Below are 18,165 nucleotides of genomic sequence, written 5' to 3' on the forward strand. Positions count from 1 at the left end.
ATTTATTTTACCAAGCGATGAATTATTAAACAAATCACACAAAATAACTACGTTTTGTTGAAATTACGAACTACAAATCATCAAATTCAACCGCGAATTCAGCAACCTTTTCCCAGTTAGTATATTCAATCTCTGTTTTTGGATCGGTTGGACCATCCGTCATTTTCATTATTAGACGAATCATCATTCTATCAAACCATGTATAGCGTGGATAAAACAGCGCTCCGGCAAAAACAGACTTCAATGTCGGCTTCCAAGGACATGCTTCTAAAAACTTTCGCGTATATGCGTTGGTTTCTACCGTATTCTTGCCTTCTTTTCTTGCCGTCAAATTTACAGCAAAAAAACCCGTCTTCATTGAGTTCAATTGATTTTGATGAGAAAGCACGAAGCGTTGTAGCTTTTTATTAAAGTGCCCATAACGAATGGATGCCCCTACTAATACTTTATCGTAGCCTGATAAATTAAGCTGTTGGTCAGTATTTAAATCACGAATATCACATTCACGACCAGAGTTTCTCAGTTGCTCCGCTATTTTTAGAATAATTTTTTTAGTTTGCCCATCCGTACTGGAGTGTAAAAGTAAGTAGCTCATTATTGTTCCTAAATTAATATCATTTCTATATAGGTAATATTATTTATTAATTGTACCCAACTATTCACGCCAAAAAGTGGGAGTCAGTAGCACTAATAAAGTGAAAACTTCCAAACGCCCAAATAACATCGTGACAACTAATATCCATTTCCCTGTAGGGTTCATCGTTGTGAAATTATCAGCCACAGTCCCTAACCCAGGCCCTAAGTTATTCAGTGTCGTTGCAATTGCTGAAAAAGCAGAGAATTCATCAACCCCTGTAGCAATCAGTAATAATAAGCTGACAACAAAGACCAGTGCATATGCAGAAAAGAACCCCCAAACAGCTTCGATGATCCTTTCAGGTAATGCGCGTTGCCCTAATTTGATTGTGTAGACTGCATTTGGGTGAACTAGGCGCTTTAACTCACGCGAGCCTTGTAAGAAAAGTAACAATATACGAATAACTTTTAACCCACCACCTGTCGAGCCTGCACATCCTCCAACGAATGCGGCGCACAATAGCAGCATAGGTAAAAAAAGAGGCCAACCAGAAAAGCTATCTGTCGTAAATCCAGCCGTTGTCGCCATGGACACGACTTGGAAGAATGCCTGATCAAGTGTTTGACCAAAGCTACTATAAACAGAATGGAACATAAGTACTAAGGTACAAATAACCACCAAGACAAACTGGAAGCTAATAAACATTCTAAATTCAGGATCGCGCCAATAAATCCCTAAACTACGTCCAGTTAATACTGCAAAGTGCAAACCGAAGTTACAACCAGAGATAATCAGGAAAATACCAATGATAGTGTTAATCGCAGGACTATTGAAATAACCAATACTGGCATCATGAGTTGAAAACCCACCAATAGCGATAGTCGAAAAGCTGTGAGAAATAGCATCAAAAACATCCATACCGGCTATCCATAAAGCAACTGCACAGGCAATCGTTAGCAGTACATAGATAAGCCATAATGTTTTTGCTGTTTCTGCAATACGAGGCCGCATTTTATTGTCTTTCAAAGGACCAGGCATTTCTGCGCGATATAGCTGCATTCCCCCGACGCCCAAAAGTGGCAAAATTGCAACGGCAAGTACAATAATCCCCATCCCCCCAAGCCATTGAAGCATCTGCCGATAAAATAAAATAGCTTTGGGCAGGGAATCAAGCCCTGTTAGCGTTGTCGCACCTGTCGTCGTCAAGCCTGAAAACGATTCAAAAAAAGCATCAGTTACTGAAAGATTAGGTCTTTCAGAAAAAATAAAAGGCAATGCCCCTACGCTTCCCAGTACCGTCCAAAATAAAACAACAATAAGAAAACCTTCTTTCGCTTTCAGTTCGTGCCGGCTATTACGGGTTGGTAGCCACAAAAAAAGGCCAATTAGCAAAGCAGTGACAAAAGTCTGGCTAAAAGCTCGCCCTGCACCATCACGATAAATTAGCGCAACAATACCAGGAATAACCATGGTAAAAGAAAAGATGATGACAAGCAGCCCGACTATACGGGTTATTGCACGAAAATGCATTCGGCAGGTTCCTTGATAAAACTGTTTACTATTGTGATTCTGACGTGAGCGTTATGGCTCCACGGCTTATATCGCGTAATTTATCATTGACTTCCTGCTCAAGAGTAGCAGGAATTGCAATTTGTAAAGAGACAGTTTCATTATAATCACTGTGTAAAACCGTGCCATTCACCTGGACAAGCAGTTGTTCAATCGCATTAATCAATGAATAGTCACACACTAAATTAAAGATTTTTTGTGGTACTTTTGTCTTTGTTGGTAATATTTTTAATGCTTGCTGAGCACCATTTCCATAAGCTTTAACTAGCCCACCAGTGCCTAGTTTTATCCCACCAAAATAACGTACAACAACACAGGTAACCTCCCCTAGGTTGCTACCTAATAGTTGCGCCATGATGGGTTTTCCTGCTGTTCCTGTCGGCTCCCCGTCATCAGAGAACCCCAATTTTTGTGAATCATCAGGCCGACCAGCAACAAATGCCCAGCAATGGTGCCGGGCATCTGGGTATTGAGCTTTAATCGATTGAATGTAATCTTTTGCCGCTTCAATACCATCTGTATGAGCTAAATACGTAATAAATTGGCTTTTTTTGATCTCTTCTGTAAAAGAAATGGTTTCAGCCGGTATTAAATAAGGTTTCATTAACGTAAATGTAAATCTCGAGTCATATTCTCAATACGATTTGCATGGATCACGATATTATCTTCAATACGAATCCCACCGTAAGGTTTGAAGAACTCAATTTTATCCCAATTAAAGTGCTGGCTGAACTCTCCATTTCTCCATTCAGATAACAGAGATTCAATGAAGTAGAGCCCTGGCTCAATAGTTAACACCATTTTAGGTTCTAAAACACGAGTACAACGCAAGAATGGATACATTTTAGGAGCGGCGAGATGAGTACCACTATCATCTTGCATAAAACCAGCAGCATCATGAACTTGTAGCCCAAGAGGATGGCCTAAACCATGAGGCAAAAACGGCGTTGTTAAGCCACATTCCACCATCGACTCTTCGCTAATACCTTTAACAATATCATGTTTAATTAGTATCTTAGCAATCCTATGATGCATATCCACGTGATAATCTGTATAGCGAACCCCCGCCTTAATCGTATCAATTAAAGCAAGCTGTTCTGTATTGACATCTGCAACCAATTCAGCAAATTCGTCTTTACCTTTCGCCGCATAAGTTCTCGTAATATCAGCAGCATAGCCATTATATTCAGCGCCTGCATCAATAAGAAAACTGCGTAATTCGTTCGGCACTGTTTGCTGCAGTTTAGTGTAATGTAATACCGCCGCATTTTCATTCAGCGCAACAATGTTACCATAAGGCACATTAGTATCTCGATGACCGGTGGATTGTAAGTAACTGACATTAATATCAAATTCGCTCATACCTGCTCGGAATGCTTCGAGAGCCGCAAGGTGTCCATTTACTGCCATTTTTTGAGCTTCTCGCATACAGTAAAGCTCATAATCTGTCTTATAAGAACGATGATAATGATAGTAATCTAAAACCGATTTGGGATTGATATTATGCAAAGAAATCCCTAAAGATTCTGCTCGTGCTGTTGCTGAGCCTATATAGGCGACATTTTCTTTTGATAAGCTTGCGAGAAACGTTTTGATGTCATCCGCATTTTTTAAATGGATTAACTCAATATCTTTAGTCCAAAAACTGTTTGGTAGTGGCTCAACACTATGCCAATAGTCAACGGGAGAATAAAACCATAGCTTAGGCTTATTTATACCATCAACTAATAACCATGAATGTGGAACATCGGTAACAGGTACCCACGCTTTGAAATGAGGGTTAACTTTAAACGGATAGTCGCTATCATCAAGAAAGATGCGTAGGGGTTCACCTGAATGAATCAATATGGCATCTAATTTGCTGCGCTGTAAAACTTGCTGAGTTCTGTTTTGTAACGTTTTAATGTGTTCAGCGTAGAGTGCAGTCAGTTTTTCCATTTCCTTCAACCTTTCAGCATTAATTAGAAAAATTAAGCTTACCACGTTCTGTTATTAACGGATATGCACTCTGTTGCAAACCTTAATTAACCAATTGATATATAATACGTTTATCATTAAAATCATTAATTATTCCACTTAATTGCTGTGACCAACCTTCCATTTTTGTCATTAATCATTTGCAATTAATTAACATTCTAGTCACACTCTTTTCATCTGGTCGTACCAGATAACACTACCACGTAGAGGAGAGCAGAATGCTTTATCAAAGTGACACTATCTATATTCAATGGTTGAAACAAGGGATTGCAGAACTGGTTTTTAACTCACCAGGGCCAATTAATAAATTGGATACCCACACCGTTGCTTCACTTGATGAAGCCGTGTCTGTTCTTGAGCAACAAACCGAGCTGCAAGGTGTAATTTTCCGTTCTGATAAACCCGCTTTTATTGTTGGTGCTGATATCAAAGAGTTTCTGTCACTCTTTGAAGCATCAAAAGAAACACTAAGCGATTGGTTACACTACGCTAATAGTATTTTTAATCGTATTGAAGACTTGCCTGTTCCAACGATTTGCGCCATTAATGGCTATGCACTAGGTGGTGGTTGTGAATGTGTTTTATCCACTGATTTTCGTATCGCCTCTCCTGATGCCCGAATTGGGCTTCCTGAAACAAAACTTGGGATCATGCCTGGCTTTGGTGGTTCTGTTCGGCTACCTCGATTAATTGGTTTGGATAGCGCATTAGAAATTATTACTGCGGGTAAAGATATCGATGCCTCTCAAGCTTTAAAATTTGGCCTTATTGATGCCGTTGTTAATACAGAAGCTCTCGCACAATCAGCGCTACAAGTCATTGAATCTGCAATTACCGGAGCCTTCAATTGGCAGCAAAAACGCCAACCTAAACTTAGTCCTCTGCAATTGAAGCCTATTGAGCAAACGATGAGTTTCAATGTCGCTAAGGGAATGGTGTATAAGGTTGCAGGCAAACACTATCCAGCCCCTATGGCTGCGGTGAATACAATAGAAAAGGCAGCAAACTGTACTCGCGATGAGGCCTTGAAGCATGAAACAGCAGCATTTGTTCCTCTAGCACATAGTGATGTTGCACGTGCGTTAGTGAATATTTTTCTAAATGACCAACAAGTTAAGTCAAATAGTAAAAAAATCGCACAACATGTTGATATTCCTACACATGCCACCGTATTAGGCGCAGGGATTATGGGCGGAGGCATTGCTTATCAGTCTGCCAGCAAAGGCGTACCTGTTTTAATGAAAGATATTAATGTTAAGTCATTAGAATTAGGGATTGAAGAAGCACAAAAGCTATTAAATAACCAATTTGAGCGTGGAAAAATTACAGCTGCAAAAATGGCGGCAACCTTATCATCTATTCACCCTTCATTATCTTATAATGGCGTAGAAAATAGCCAAATCGTCGTTGAAGCCGTTGTTGAGAACCCAAAAGTCAAAGCCGCTGTATTATCTGAAGTTGAGTCCTTAGTAACAAGTGAAACTATACTGGCTTCAAATACATCAACTATTCCAATTTCAATCCTTGCTAAATCACTAAAGCGCCCAGAAAATTTCTGCGGAATGCACTTTTTTAACCCTGTGCATCGAATGCCATTAGTCGAAATTATTCGCGGAGAACAAACCTCTGATAACACGGTTGCTAAGGTTGTTGCCTACGCCAATAAAATGGGGAAAACCCCTATTGTTGTCAATGATTGCCCTGGCTTCTTTGTTAACCGAGTACTTTTCCCTTACTTTGCTGGCTTTAACTTACTGTTACAAGATGGAGCTGACTTTAGAGAAATAGATAAAGTCATGGAAAAAGAGTTTGGCTGGCCAATGGGACCTGCTTATCTCCTTGATGTGGTTGGTATTGATACTGCCTTTCATGCAGAGCAAGTTATGGCTCAAGGTTTTCCTGAACGAATGGGAAAAAAAGGCAAAAATGCCATTGATGTGATGTATGAACAACAACGCTTTGGCCAAAAAAATGGCCAAGGGTTTTATCAATATGAAAAAGATAAAAAAGGGAAACCGAAAAAAGTTGATGACCCGCGGGCTGATGAACTACTTGCTACTATTTGCTCAACAAGACGCTCTTTCACCAAAGAAGAAATTATTGCTCGAATGATGGCTCCAATGATCAACGAAGTTGTTCGTTGCTTAGAGGAAGGCATTATCCAAAGCCCTTCGGATGCAGATATTGCTTTAGTTTACGGTTTAGGCTTTCCACCATTTAGAGGCGGAGTATTCTGCTATTTAGATACCTTAGGTAGTCAATCTTACTTAAAAACAACGGAGTCTTTACAGCATTTAAGTCCTCTATATCATGCGCCTAATGGCTTAAAAGAAAAAGCATCTACCAATGCAAGATATTACCCACAGCCACCAGTAGTGGCGATTGATGTCAAAAAAGTTGCGAGAGGTTAATTCTATGGAAAATGTCGTCATTATTGATGGAATACGTACACCTATGGGCCGTTCAAAAGGTGGGGTATTTCGCCATGTTAGAGCTGAAGACCTTTCTGCGCACCTCATGAATGCGATTTTTGAACGTAATCCAAACGCAAGTAAAAAAGAATTGGATGACATCATCTGGGGTTGCGTTCAGCAAACACTAGAGCAAGGGTTTAATATTGCGAAAAATGCAGCATTACTCACAGATATACCTCATACGGTTCCTGCCGTTACAGTAAATCGCCTTTGTGGTTCATCAATGCAAGCGATACATGATGCGAGCCGGTTAATTATGACTGGTGATGCAAAATCAGTACTCATTGGTGGAGTTGAGCATATGGGCCACGTCCCAATGACTCATGGTATAGATTTCAACCCTAAACTGACTTTACGCGTTGCTAAAGCCGCAGGCGCTATGGGACTGACCGCTGAAATGCTTGCCAAAATGTATAAAATTAGCCGAGAAGAGCAAGATGCATTTGCATTAAGGTCTCACCAACTTGCAGCCCTAGCAACGGAAAAAGGGAAGTTCAATAACGAGATCGTTCCAATTAGTGGCCATGATGCCACAGGTAACCTCATTTCAGTAAATTATGATGAAGTGATTCGCTTTGATGCAAACCTTCAAGGCTTAGCCGCTCTTCGCCCCGCCTTCGACCCTATTAGTGGTACAGTGACTGCAGGTAATTCGTCTGCTCTATCTGATGGTGCATCTGCGATGCTGCTAGCCAGCGAAAGTTATGCCACACAGCAAGGCATTAAACCTCGAGCTAAAATACGCGCAATGGCAGTTGTTGGCTGCGACCCGTCGATCATGGGATTTGGACCAGTACCAGCAAGTGAACTTGCTTTAAAGCGCGCAGGACTAACTTTAAATGATATTGATATTATCGAATTAAATGAAGCTTTTGCGGCGCAATCTATTGCATGCTTAAAAGGCTTGAAGCTATCAGAAAACCAACTAGATGATAAAGTAAATCTCAGTGGTGGAGCTATTGCGCTAGGCCATCCTTTGGGATGCTCAGGGGCAAGGATTTCAACAGCATTACTTAATCAATTAGAACAAAACGATAAACAATTTGGTTTAGCCACCATGTGCATCGGGTTCGGCCAAGGTATTGCTACAATTATTGAGCGTGTTTAACAATTTAGTTTTAGTTTTCGCAAACATTGTATTTTGTCGATGTTCCCGCCTAGTCAGGGGCGGTTTTTTTTTTGCCTTTTTCTGGCCAAATAGCCACGATAAATTCAAAGATTATCGATAGGTGGCAAGTGAATAAGCCCCTAGGAGCATACAAAAGTCTGTGACTAGGGCGACCAACATTTCTACGATTTGAACGGGTCTGATTTCACGCAAAAACCATGACAAGTTTAACCCTCACAGTTCAGATTATCGATAGGCGGTAAGTAAATAAGCCCCTAGGAGCATACACAAGTATGTGACTAGGGCGAATGAGTGAGGTCAATCCCCCTACAATTTGAACGGGTCTGAGTTCACGCAAAAACCATGACGAGTTTAACCCTCATAGTTCAGATTATCGATAGGCGGTAAGCGAATGAACCCCTAGGAGCATACAAAAGTATGTGACTAGGGCGAATGAGCGAAGCCAACACCCCTACAATTTGAAGTAGGACGGGTTAAATGAATTCGTAAGCATCACCAAAGAGTTGTTCAGCCTTAGCTCCTCGCTCATTACAAAACCGCTCTCTCGCTATTTTAGCCATTTCAAAGCGACCTGCGATATAGATATCATGACTGGACAAATCGCCAAAATCTTCTAATACTGCGCTCAGGACTGTTCCTGTTCTACCACGCCATAGTTCGTCTGGTTGCTCTACAACTGGAACAATTTTCAAATTAGGGTAATTTTCACTGAGGGCCTGCAATTCACCAAGGTCATATAAGTGCTCCAATTGGCGCCCTCCCCAATAGAAAGTTATGTCACGATTCGAGTTTTCAGCTAAAGCCGCAAGTAATACAGAGTGGGTATAGGAAAAACCAGTTCCACCTGCAATTAAGATCATTGCGTTACTGCTATTTTCCCGAAACCAAGCTTTACCGTGAGGAATGTCAATATTTATACGTTTCTGGTCCAAAATTCTATCCATGACAGCCATTGCGTATAAATTAATCTCGGAAGCACCAATATGTAATTCAATAGTTTCTTTATTATTCGGTGTAGAAGCCATTGAAAATGGTCGCTTGTCTCTCTCATCCATCACAACCATTAAATATTGACCTGCTTTAAAATGAAAAGGACCATCTGGCAACAAAATCACCCGATAAACCGTATCCGTGATAGATTCAACAGATGTTACTTTACAGCTTAAAGTTGCCATGGTTTCCCTCTTATTTTGTGTCAAAAATATTTAACTGTTCCCAAATATCATCAATGCGAGATTTAACGCTCTCTGTCATTACGATAGGACGCCCCCACTCACGATCTGTTTCACCCGGCCATTTATTGGTGGCATCAAGCCCCATTTTTGAGCCTAATCCTGATACAGGAGAAGCGAAGTCGAGATAATCTATGGGCGTGTTTTCCATCATCACGGTATCACGAGCAGGATCCATACGGGTTGTAATTGCCCAGATGACATCTTTCCAGTCTCGTGCATTAATATCATCATCACAAACAATAACAAACTTAGTGTACATGAATTGGCGCAGGTATGACCAGACTCCCATCATGACTCTTTTAGCATGTCCTGCATATTGTTTTTTCATTGTCACAACGGCAAGACGATACGAGCACCCTTCAGGTGGAAGATAAAAATCAACAATTTCAGGAAATTGTTTTTGAAGAATGGGAACAAGGACTTCGTTTAACGCTTCCCCTAATACTGCGGGCTCGTCTGGTGGCCTTCCCGTATAAGTTGAATGATAAATTGCATCACGACGCTGAGTCACATGAGTCACCGTAAATACTGGGAAATTATCTATTTCATTATAATAACCAGTATGGTCACCATAAGGGCCTTCAGGAGCCATTTCACCCGGCTCAATATACCCTTCTAAAATAATTTCAGCGCCAGCAGGAACTTCTAGGTCATTCGATATGCATTTAACAACCTCGGTTTTATTACCGCGCAATAACCCCGCAAAAGCGTACTCTGATAATGTGTCAGGAACTGGTGTTACCGCACCTAAAATGGTCGCAGGATCTGCACCAAGGGCAACTGCAACAGGGAATTTTTCACCGGGATGTGCTTGGCACCATTCTTGAAAATCCAAAGCGCCACCGCGATGAGACAGCCAACGCATAATAACTTTGTTTTTTCCAAGAACTTGCTGACGATAAATACCTAAATTTTGCCTTTCTTTATGTGGGCCTTTAGTTACTGTCAGCCCCCATGTAATTAGAGGAGCAGCATCTTCTGGCCAACAATGCATAACAGGGATTTTTGTGAGATCGACGTCTTCACCAACCCAAATTTGTTCCTGACAAGCCGCTGAACTTAACCGTTTAGCTGGCATATTCAACACTTGTTTAAATTTTGGAAGCTTATCAAAAAGGTCACGAAAACCTTTCGGTGGATCAGGCTCTTTCAGAAAAGCCAGTAATTTGCCTACATCATGTAAAGCTTTTATGTCTTCTTGCCCCATCCCCATCGCAACACGTTTAGTTGTTCCAAACAGGTTACACAAGACAGGCATGTTATAGCCTTTGGGATTTTCAAATAATAGGGCCGGTCCCCCTGCTCTTAGTGTACGATCTGCAATTTCTGTCATTTCCAAATAGGGGTCGACTTCCATTGTAATGCGTTTTAGCTCGCCTTGTTTTTCAAGTTGCGAGATGAAATCTCTAAGGTCACGGTATTTCATTATCTTCTTTTACTGTTACAGAGGGAGTCCCATTATAAGACGTCCGGCCAAGGTTACAAGTTACTGTCTAAAGCACTTAAAAATCAATCTTTTTCTGGTTTAGTATACCATTTTACTGGCAATCAAAAGGGACTAATTTTTCTAATAGTAATGTATTAAATTGCTCTGAGAATGTTTTATTATGCTGAAATAGTTTAAAACCTTCATCTTTTCCGCTGAAATAATGAAGTTCATTACCTTTAATTTGTAACCCACTTCCTTCCCTGAGTGCAACAACAACTTCATGAGGATTAATCACACAAAATTCTTGTAATCGCTCATCACGAGTTTCTCCCATATGACCAGAGATGTGTGCATCAATATAATGAGGATTAATTTGTAATGGGAATAACCCCAGAGATGGCATAATTGCTGCGTTACTTACAGGCATATCATTCGTAGTACGAATACTTGGCGTCGCTACATTACATCCTGCGCTCCAGCCGATATATGGCACGCCACGTTCACGAACTGCGCGTTGAATCGCAACGATCAATCCATTCTCATGTAGGCATTTATTCAACCACCAAGTATTGCCACCACTTACAAGAATGCATTCTGCCTGTTCAATCGCGTCCACTGGACTAGAAAAATGCTCAATTGACGTAACTTTTATCCCCAATGCTTCGGAAAGCTGCTCTGCTCTTTCGTCATGTGAGCCGCGAAGAACAGCATAAGGAACCAAAACTGCTGACTTTATATTCTTACGAGTAATCATTTCTTTGATTCGAGGTAAGGCGTAACTTAGCCATACAGGATTGCCTGCTAGCTTGCCGTTACTCAACAAAAAGATATCCATTATGTCTCCTACTGATTTGGTTTTTGCATTACAGTTATCATAAGACTATATTCGATTAATATAGACTGATGAATATCAATGATATGGTGCTGTTATTCATTAGTCACATTGTTATGTCGTAATTTGTTATCATAAACATAGTTTTGTCAGATGGAATTCAAAAAAATGGAAAAATGGTATTTGCTTTATTGCAAACGAGGCCAAATTGAGCGCGCTATGGAGCATTTAAGTCGACAGAATGTTGTTTGTATGACGCCCATGACTAAAATGGAAAAAGTGGTTAGAGGAAAAAGAACGACTGTGCAAGAAGCTCTGTTTCCAAATTACTTATTTGTGAAATTTGATCATAATGAAATTCATACGACAACAATCCAGTCAACGAGAGGGGTCAGCCATTTTATTCGTTTTGGCCAATTGCCGACGGAAGTCCCTGAAGAAATTATTGAACTACTACAACAAACTCCTATTAGTTATTCCGTCGCACCAGATATACCAAAGCATGGTGACCAGGTGACTATTACCGAAGGTATTTTTGCGGGTGTACAAGCTATTTTTGGTGAACCTAATGGTGAGTACCGTTCTATTCTTTTACTGAATATTTTAAATAAAAGCGTACCCAAAGTAGTTGATAATACACAGTTTAAAAAAAATACAGATTGAGTATTGAAGCAATAAAAAAGCCCTTCCTAGAGGGCTTTTCATCATTCTGTATTGAATAACAATAGGTTAATACAAATCAGGACTCTTCTTTTTCTTCTTCCTCTGCACCTTCTTGTCGATTTCTACCTTTTCCAACATAGAAATTGGATAGTAAAACACCGAGCTCAAAGAGCAAATACATAGGAACAGCAAGTAAAGTTTGAGAGAGTACATCTGGCGGCGTTAAAAACATCCCAACGATAAATGCCCCGACTAAAATATAAGGACGTTTACGTTTTAGGGCTTCAGGTGTAGTGACGCCTGTCCAACACAGTAAAATAATTGCAATAGGGACTTCAAATGCAGCACCGAAAGCCATGAATAATGTCATGACGAAACTAAGGTATTTACTGATATCCGGGATAAAATTAACGCTATCTGGCGTTGTTTTAACAAAAAAACCAAATGCGAGCGGAAAAACAACAAAATAGGCAAATGCCATTCCCAAATAGAACAAGAAACTACTTGAAACAAGCAAAGGCAACATGAGTTTACGTTCATGCTTGTATAAGGCAGGTGCAATGAAAGCCCATATTTGATAGAGAATAACTGGGATCGATACAAAAACCGAAACCATCATTGTCAATTTAATTGGGGTAAAGAATGTAGACGCCACATCCGTCGCACTCATTTGCGAACCTACTGGCAGCTTATCAATCAAAGGAGCTGCAACCAGCCGATAGATATCATTCGAAAAATAAGCAAGCGCAGCAAAAACAATTAAAACTGTAATTAAACAGTTGAGTAGCCGTTTACGAAGTTCAATGAGGTGGCTAATAAGTGGTTGTGTATCATTTACAGCCATGTGTTATTTTTCACTTTCAGTTTGATTAGAGTTTTTTACATTAGCATCGAGTGACTCTACTTTTTTCACGGCTGCTGAATCTTCCGGTTTCTCATCCTCCTCAACAACTGCCGCCATTTTGGCTGCATGTTCAGGGTTTGGATCAGACTCTTCAGGTTGCTGAGTATTATCTTTCGCTTCCTTTACAGCACTATCGTAACTGTCAGTGATCTCTTTTGCTTTGTTTAACTCTGTTTCAATATCATTAGTTGTCGCTTGGTAATCGCTTTTAAGCGATTGTGCCGCTGTACGCAGTTCTTCCATAGACTGCTTAAGTTCCGGAGAAAGCGCTTCTAAATTCGCTTTTTCTTCCACCTTTTTCAGCGTTTCTTGTAGTTCCTGCAGCTTTAATTCTTGCGATAACTCGTTTTGTACATTTGCAGCCATAGAGCGCATCGCACGGATCCACCCAGCGACAGTTCTCACTGCCACTGGTAACCGCTCAGGGCCTAATACAACGAGACCAATAACTGCAACAAGCAACAGTTCACTAAAACCTATGTCAAACACGGTTTAACCCTGCTCTTTGTTTTTGCTCTCAACTGGGCTTTCTTTCTTTTCAGCAGCCTGTTGTTCCGTAATATTTTTAGGTGCGAAGTCAGCATCTTGCTTTTCTTGCTCTGCTTTTGCTTTTTCGTCATCGCTCATTGCTTTTTTAAAGCCTTTGAGTGACTCCCCCAAATCCGAGCCTAAAGAACGCAATTTTTTGGTGCCGAAAATTAAAATAATAAGCAAAGCAATGATAATGAGTTGCCAAGGACTACCGAAAGCAGCCATTGCAATAGTTGATTCCATTGTTAATACCTCTATAGTTTTGGGATCAATTGTTGTTAGATCTATTATATACAACCAACACAAAATACGGAAATGTTCACAGCCTTATAAACTTGTCGCAAAACAAAGTTTACTTAATTTCCGCCTGTTTTACACCAACCAAACAACCAAGACAATGCTCCTGCCACCATAAACACAATACCAAACGGGGTGAGATTCGAAATAAGGAACATACTCCCACAGAGAATAAATGTGGCACCTATACCTAAAAGGTACTGAGATTTACGCTGTTTATTACGCTGACTTTTCAGTTGTTGCGTTAATTGGTCTATGTTTGATTGTAAGTACTTATGTTGCCGTAATGCACCATAAATTAAATCAGGAATTTCAGGCATTTTTTCTGCCCAATACGGTGCCTTTTCTTTCAATGCTTGAGTAATTGCTGGTATCCCTACTTGGCTATGAACCCAATCCTCAAGGAATGGTTTTGCTGTTTTCCAGAGATCAAGCTGCGGGTAAAGCTGCCGCCCCAACCCTTCAACATACAATAATGTTTTTTGTAATAATACCAACTGTGGCTGAACTTCCATATTGAACCGACGTGCTGTATTAAATAAATTCAATAGCACTTGCCCAAACGAAATTTCAGCCAATGGTTTTTCAAAAATAGGTTCACATACCGTACGGATAGCAAACTCAAAGTCTTCCACATTCGTGTCTGAAGGAACCCAGCCTGAGTCAACGTGTAGTTCTGCTACTTTGCGGTAATCACGATTAAAAAAAGCAATAAAGTTTTCTGCCAGATAACGTTTGTCTTCTTTGTTCAATGAACCGACTATTCCACAGTCTATCCCTATGTATTGAGGATCTTCTGGATGATCGTAACTAACAAAGATATTTCCTGGATGCATATCTGCATGGAAAAAACTGTCGCGAAAAACTTGTGTAAAGAAGACTTTAACGCCACGTTCTGCCAGCAGTTTCATATTGGTTCCTTGCGCTTTAAGCGCAGCAATATCAGAAACTGGGATCCCATATATACGTTCCATGACCATCACGTTTTCACGACAATAGTCTGGATAGACCTCTGGCACATACAGCATTGCGCTGTTTTCAAAATTACGCCGGAGCTGAATGGCATTTGCTGATTCACGAAGCAAATTCAGCTCATCAATCAACGTTTTTTCGTATTCACGCACGACTTCTTTTGGTCTTAATCGCCGCCCATCTGGCAACAACGGAACCCAATTGGCAATGCGGTACATTAATTTAATGTCAGCTTTAATAATTGGCAGAATATCTGGGCGAATAACCTTGATGACAACATCTTTGCCATTTTCTTTTAATGTTGCGGTATGAACCTGAGCAATAGATGCTGAAGCTAAAGCTTGTTCATCAAAATCATCAAACCACTGTTCTAAAGGACCTTCGAGAGATTCTTCAATATAGCTTCGTGCTAGTTTGCCATCAAAACTCGCGACTTTGTCTTGCAATAGCGAAAGTTGATCTGCGATTGCTGGAGGGAAAAGATCTCGACGAGTCGATAGCATTTGGCCAAATTTGATCCAAACCGGCCCGAGTTCTTGTAGGGCGAGACGAAGCCTTTCACCCAATGCTTTGTCTTTATGCTTATTTCTAATCCAAAAGAAACCTAAGCGACCAATTCTTAATGGTAACGTTAGTTTAATTTTGGGGATTAACTCGTCTAATCCGTAAGAGAGAAAAACCCGAATAATGAAGTAAAGTCGTTTTATTTCACCGGGTGTCATGCTTCTCCTCCAACTGGCTTAACCGTTGCTCAAGCGCACTCATTGAATATTCCACTTGCTCGACCTCATCACTAAAATGAGCGAGTTCAAGCTGGCTAGGTGCCATTTTCCATTCTTCAACAATGGCGTCTTTGATATACGTTTTTTGCCGTTTTACTAAATGAGATGCAAAGCAAACACCTTTATTCAGGAACTTACTAAGGCCCTCTGCTGCAACATCACCAATGTAAGGTGACAGATAATGAGCAGGGTTCCAAATAGCTAAGTCAAGCAAAGAAGACCAGTGCTGTACAATTTGCATATCACCTTCAATCACGATATCACCACGATTGATAAGTTGAGCTAATTGCTGTTTGTCTTTCAATTTAACGAGCGTAAAGATGGATGTTTTAATGGTACAGTCCGCAGGCTCAACCCACTGGCTTAACACATCAACATGATTTTCAGCAAAAACGAGTGTCAACGTTTTATTCAGTTCTTTAAGTTCAATTGCCATAACTTTGCCAGCCAAACGCATCCTAGCCGGCTGTAGAACTTTTTCTTTGAACAACATGTGGTTAAGAGAGGTTTCCATCAATGCTGTGATCAAAGAATACAAAACTGTATTTTGGTTTTCGGTATGTGTTGATGGTGCTTCCATCTTAGAATTTAAACCCTTTATGCAATGCGACAATTCCACCTGTCATATTGGTGTAGGAAACCTGTTCAAACCCTGCATTTTCCATCATACCTTTTAGTGTTTCTTGGTTTGGATGCATGCGGATTGATTCAGCTAAATAGCGATAGCTATCGGGATCATTAACGATCGCTTGGCCAATACGAGGGAGTATATGGAATGAATAGGCATCATAAGCTTTATTCAGTGGCTCAATAACTGGTTTTGAGAACTCTAATACCAATAAACGCCCACCTGGCTTCAACACTCGGAACATAGAGCGTAGCGCTTTGTCTTTATCGGTGACATTACGCAGGCCAAAAGAGATTGTAATACAATCAAAATAGTTATCAGGGAATGGCAGCTCTTCCGCATTGGCTTGCACGTAATTAACATTACCAACAATACCAAGATCACGTAGTTTCTCACGCCCCATTTTTAGCATTGAATCATTAATGTCTGCGAGTATGACTTCGCCTTTTTCGCCCACTAAACGTGAAAATTTAGCGGTTAAGTCACCCGTTCCACCCGCAAGGTCAAGTACCCGCTGATTACGACGGACACCACTTGCCTCAATGGTAAAACGCTTCCAAATACGATGAATACCAAACGACATCAAATCATTCATTAAGTCATATTTTGATGCTACTGAGTGAAAAACATTCGCTACTAGGCCAGCTTTATCTTCTTTGCCGACAGTACGGAAACCGAAATCAATGGTTTCTTTAGTTGGTTCAGTCATTTCTCTTATGCCTGCTTATCATTCAAACTTTTGTAGGAAGTGTAACAGTCTTTGAGCCAAAACCCTATCAGAAGTCTAAGATTCCGCACAATTAGGCGTATCAGACCGCTCAACCAATTGAGGCGGGATAGGTTGCTTAATTTCGACTCCTAGCTCTTTAAAACTTTCCGCCTGGCTAATTAAATTTCCACGCCCTTGAGCAAGACGCTTCATTGCCGATAGGTAAGTATTATTGGCTTTATCAAGACTGGCGCCTAAAACCTGCATATCATCCACAAACAAACGCAGCTTGTCATACATTTTTGCTGCTCTATTTGCTATCTCCTGAGCATTTTGCCCTTGGCGTTCATACCGCCAAATATTATTAATCGTTCTCACTGCGACTAACAATGTTGAAGGACAAACTAACATAATATTCTGTTTAATGCCTTCATCAAGTAACTCGGGAGCTTCTTTCAAAGCCAGTAAATACGCAGGTTCAATAGGGATAAACATTAAAACGTAATCCAGTGAACGAATTCCCGGTAACTGGTGGTAATCTTTACGACTCAACATACGCATGTGATTACGGATAGATGCCACATGATTTTTTAACGCTTGTTGCTGTTCATGTGGATCTTCGCTATTGAAGTAATGTTCATAGGAAACCAGCGACATTTTTGCATCAACAACCACATCTTTCCCTTCTGGAAGATGAATAATCACATCCGGTTGATAACGGCTATTATAACTTGTATTGATACTAACTTGGGTTTCAAATTCACTTCCTTCACGTAAACCTGAAACTTCGAGGATCCGAGTAAGAATGGTTTCCCCCCAGTTCCCTTGAATTTTGTTATCCCCTTTCAGCGCTCGTGTCAGGTTAACTGCCTCTTTGGTCATTTGATTATTGAGCTGCTGTAATTGCCGAATTTCATAGGCTAAAGTGTGGCGCTCTTTGGCTTCCTCGCCAAAACTTTGTTGAACTTGCTGACGAAAGCCTTCTAATTGCTCGCGAAAAGGTGACAACATCGCCAATAGGCTTTTCTGTTGTTGCTCAGATGCACGACGCTCATTTTGTTCAAAAATACGGTTAGCTAAGTTTTCAAATTGTGCTGTCAGCCGTTGTTCACTGTTTTGTAAAATGCGCTGTTTTTCTTCGTTGGCTAGCTGGTTCTGTTCAAAACGGGTGATTACCTCGCGAAGCTCTGCTTCTTGCTCTCGGTTAATATCTCTTTGAGTACGCAGTTCTTGATCTAGCCTGTCGTATTCTTCTTTCCATTGCGCAAGGTGAATATTTTTTTCGTCACTTGCCGCAAGTTGGCGGTTGAGTTGTTGCAGTTCTTGATCTTTTTGCGCAATTTTTTGGGCAATAGAGAACCACGTTGCCAAGCCACCAATTAAAACGCCACTCAACGCACCAATAACAGCATATAAAAGAGAGGTATCCACGGTTAAATCCTTACTTTACAAAGTCT

The 18,165-nt window shown here is 40.6% G+C and carries 17 protein-coding genes; 3 read left to right on the top strand and 14 right to left on the bottom strand.

Annotation, left to right across the window (positions count from 1 at the left end):
* Positions 1 to 70: 70 nt before the first annotated feature.
* From hemG to pepQ, 4 genes are read right to left on the bottom strand one after another with little or no spacing between them, the layout of a single operon-like run.
* Positions 71 to 595 carry a menaquinone-dependent protoporphyrinogen IX dehydrogenase gene (hemG, locus tag PSE60_RS16940; RefSeq protein ID WP_210835753.1) on the bottom strand — a complete coding sequence of 175 codons (525 nt, stop codon included), beginning with the start codon at positions 593 to 595 and terminating at the stop codon, positions 71 to 73.
* Positions 596 to 655: 60 nt separating this feature from the next.
* Entirely contained in the window at positions 656 to 2,107 is a 1,452-nt protein-coding gene (trkH, locus tag PSE60_RS16945; RefSeq protein ID WP_004914863.1) for a Trk system potassium transporter TrkH, read from the bottom strand.
* A 28-nt stretch (positions 2,108 to 2,135) separates the two neighbouring features.
* Positions 2,136 to 2,750, bottom strand: coding sequence for an IMPACT family protein (locus tag PSE60_RS16950; protein WP_210835755.1), 615 nt, complete (start codon positions 2,748 to 2,750; stop codon positions 2,136 to 2,138).
* Entirely contained in the window at positions 2,750 to 4,084 is a 1,335-nt protein-coding gene (gene pepQ / locus PSE60_RS16955) for a Xaa-Pro dipeptidase (RefSeq protein ID WP_210835757.1), read from the bottom strand. The genes PSE60_RS16950 and pepQ overlap by 1 nt, the downstream gene beginning before the upstream one ends.
* Before the next feature lie 257 nt (positions 4,085 to 4,341).
* Here pepQ and fadB point away from each other — a divergent pair, with 257 nt between their 5' ends.
* Positions 4,342 to 6,534 (top strand): fatty acid oxidation complex subunit alpha FadB, encoded by a 2,193-nt coding sequence (gene fadB / locus PSE60_RS16960; protein WP_272666207.1) that lies wholly within the window; start codon positions 4,342 to 4,344, stop codon positions 6,532 to 6,534.
* Positions 6,535 to 6,538: 4 nt separating this feature from the next.
* On the top strand, positions 6,539 to 7,705 hold the full coding sequence (fadA, locus tag PSE60_RS16965) for an acetyl-CoA C-acyltransferase FadA (RefSeq protein ID WP_272666208.1): 1,167 nt from the start codon (positions 6,539 to 6,541) through the stop codon (positions 7,703 to 7,705).
* A 494-nt stretch (positions 7,706 to 8,199) separates the two neighbouring features.
* Here the strand turns inward: fadA and fre are convergent, their stop codons facing one another.
* The 3 genes from fre to pepE all read right to left on the bottom strand — a co-directional run bounded on the left by fre (position 8,200) and on the right by pepE (position 11,225).
* Positions 8,200 to 8,901, bottom strand: a complete 702-nt coding sequence (fre, locus tag PSE60_RS16970; RefSeq protein WP_272666209.1) for an NAD(P)H-flavin reductase — start codon at positions 8,899 to 8,901, stop codon at positions 8,200 to 8,202.
* 10 nt (positions 8,902 to 8,911) lie between these two features.
* Entirely contained in the window at positions 8,912 to 10,387 is a 1,476-nt protein-coding gene (ubiD, locus tag PSE60_RS16975; protein ID WP_272666210.1) for a 4-hydroxy-3-polyprenylbenzoate decarboxylase, read from the bottom strand.
* A gap of 112 nt (positions 10,388 to 10,499) precedes the next feature.
* Positions 10,500 to 11,225, bottom strand: coding sequence for a dipeptidase PepE (pepE, locus tag PSE60_RS16980; RefSeq protein WP_210835767.1), 726 nt, complete (start codon positions 11,223 to 11,225; stop codon positions 10,500 to 10,502).
* 165 nt (positions 11,226 to 11,390) lie between these two features.
* Here pepE and rfaH point away from each other — a divergent pair, with 165 nt between their 5' ends.
* Entirely contained in the window at positions 11,391 to 11,885 is a 495-nt protein-coding gene (gene rfaH, locus PSE60_RS16985) for a transcription/translation regulatory transformer protein RfaH (RefSeq protein WP_272666211.1), read from the top strand.
* A gap of 76 nt (positions 11,886 to 11,961) precedes the next feature.
* On the opposite strand, the gene tatC is transcribed toward rfaH, so the two are convergent.
* The 7 genes from tatC to rmuC form a co-directional block, all read right to left on the bottom strand.
* Positions 11,962 to 12,729: a Sec-independent protein translocase subunit TatC gene (tatC, locus tag PSE60_RS16990; protein ID WP_004914879.1), complete on the bottom strand. Its 768-nt coding sequence runs from the start codon at positions 12,727 to 12,729 to the stop codon at positions 11,962 to 11,964.
* A 3-nt stretch (positions 12,730 to 12,732) separates the two neighbouring features.
* Positions 12,733 to 13,278 (bottom strand): Sec-independent protein translocase protein TatB, encoded by a 546-nt coding sequence (tatB, locus tag PSE60_RS16995; RefSeq protein WP_210835778.1) that lies wholly within the window; start codon positions 13,276 to 13,278, stop codon positions 12,733 to 12,735.
* A 3-nt stretch (positions 13,279 to 13,281) separates the two neighbouring features.
* Entirely contained in the window at positions 13,282 to 13,563 is a 282-nt protein-coding gene (gene tatA / locus PSE60_RS17000; protein ID WP_096865125.1) for a twin-arginine translocase TatA/TatE family subunit, read from the bottom strand.
* Positions 13,564 to 13,676: 113 nt separating this feature from the next.
* Entirely contained in the window at positions 13,677 to 15,311 is a 1,635-nt protein-coding gene (gene ubiB / locus PSE60_RS17005) for a ubiquinone biosynthesis regulatory protein kinase UbiB (RefSeq protein ID WP_004914885.1), read from the bottom strand.
* A complete protein-coding gene (locus tag PSE60_RS17010; RefSeq protein WP_272666212.1) occupies positions 15,298 to 15,951 on the bottom strand; it encodes a ubiquinone biosynthesis accessory factor UbiJ in 654 nt (217 codons plus the stop codon). The genes ubiB and PSE60_RS17010 overlap by 14 nt, the downstream gene beginning before the upstream one ends.
* 1 nt (position 15,952) lies before the next feature.
* On the bottom strand, positions 15,953 to 16,708 hold the full coding sequence (ubiE, locus tag PSE60_RS17015) for a bifunctional demethylmenaquinone methyltransferase/2-methoxy-6-polyprenyl-1,4-benzoquinol methylase UbiE (RefSeq protein WP_047756010.1): 756 nt from the start codon (positions 16,706 to 16,708) through the stop codon (positions 15,953 to 15,955).
* A gap of 75 nt (positions 16,709 to 16,783) precedes the next feature.
* Positions 16,784 to 18,139, bottom strand: a complete 1,356-nt coding sequence (gene rmuC, locus PSE60_RS17020; protein WP_272666213.1) for a DNA recombination protein RmuC — start codon at positions 18,137 to 18,139, stop codon at positions 16,784 to 16,786.
* Positions 18,140 to 18,165 lie beyond the last annotated feature (26 nt).

It is taken from the genome of Providencia sp. PROV174 (assembly GCF_028480685.1).
Classification (GTDB): domain Bacteria; phylum Pseudomonadota; class Gammaproteobacteria; order Enterobacterales; family Enterobacteriaceae; genus Providencia; species Providencia rettgeri.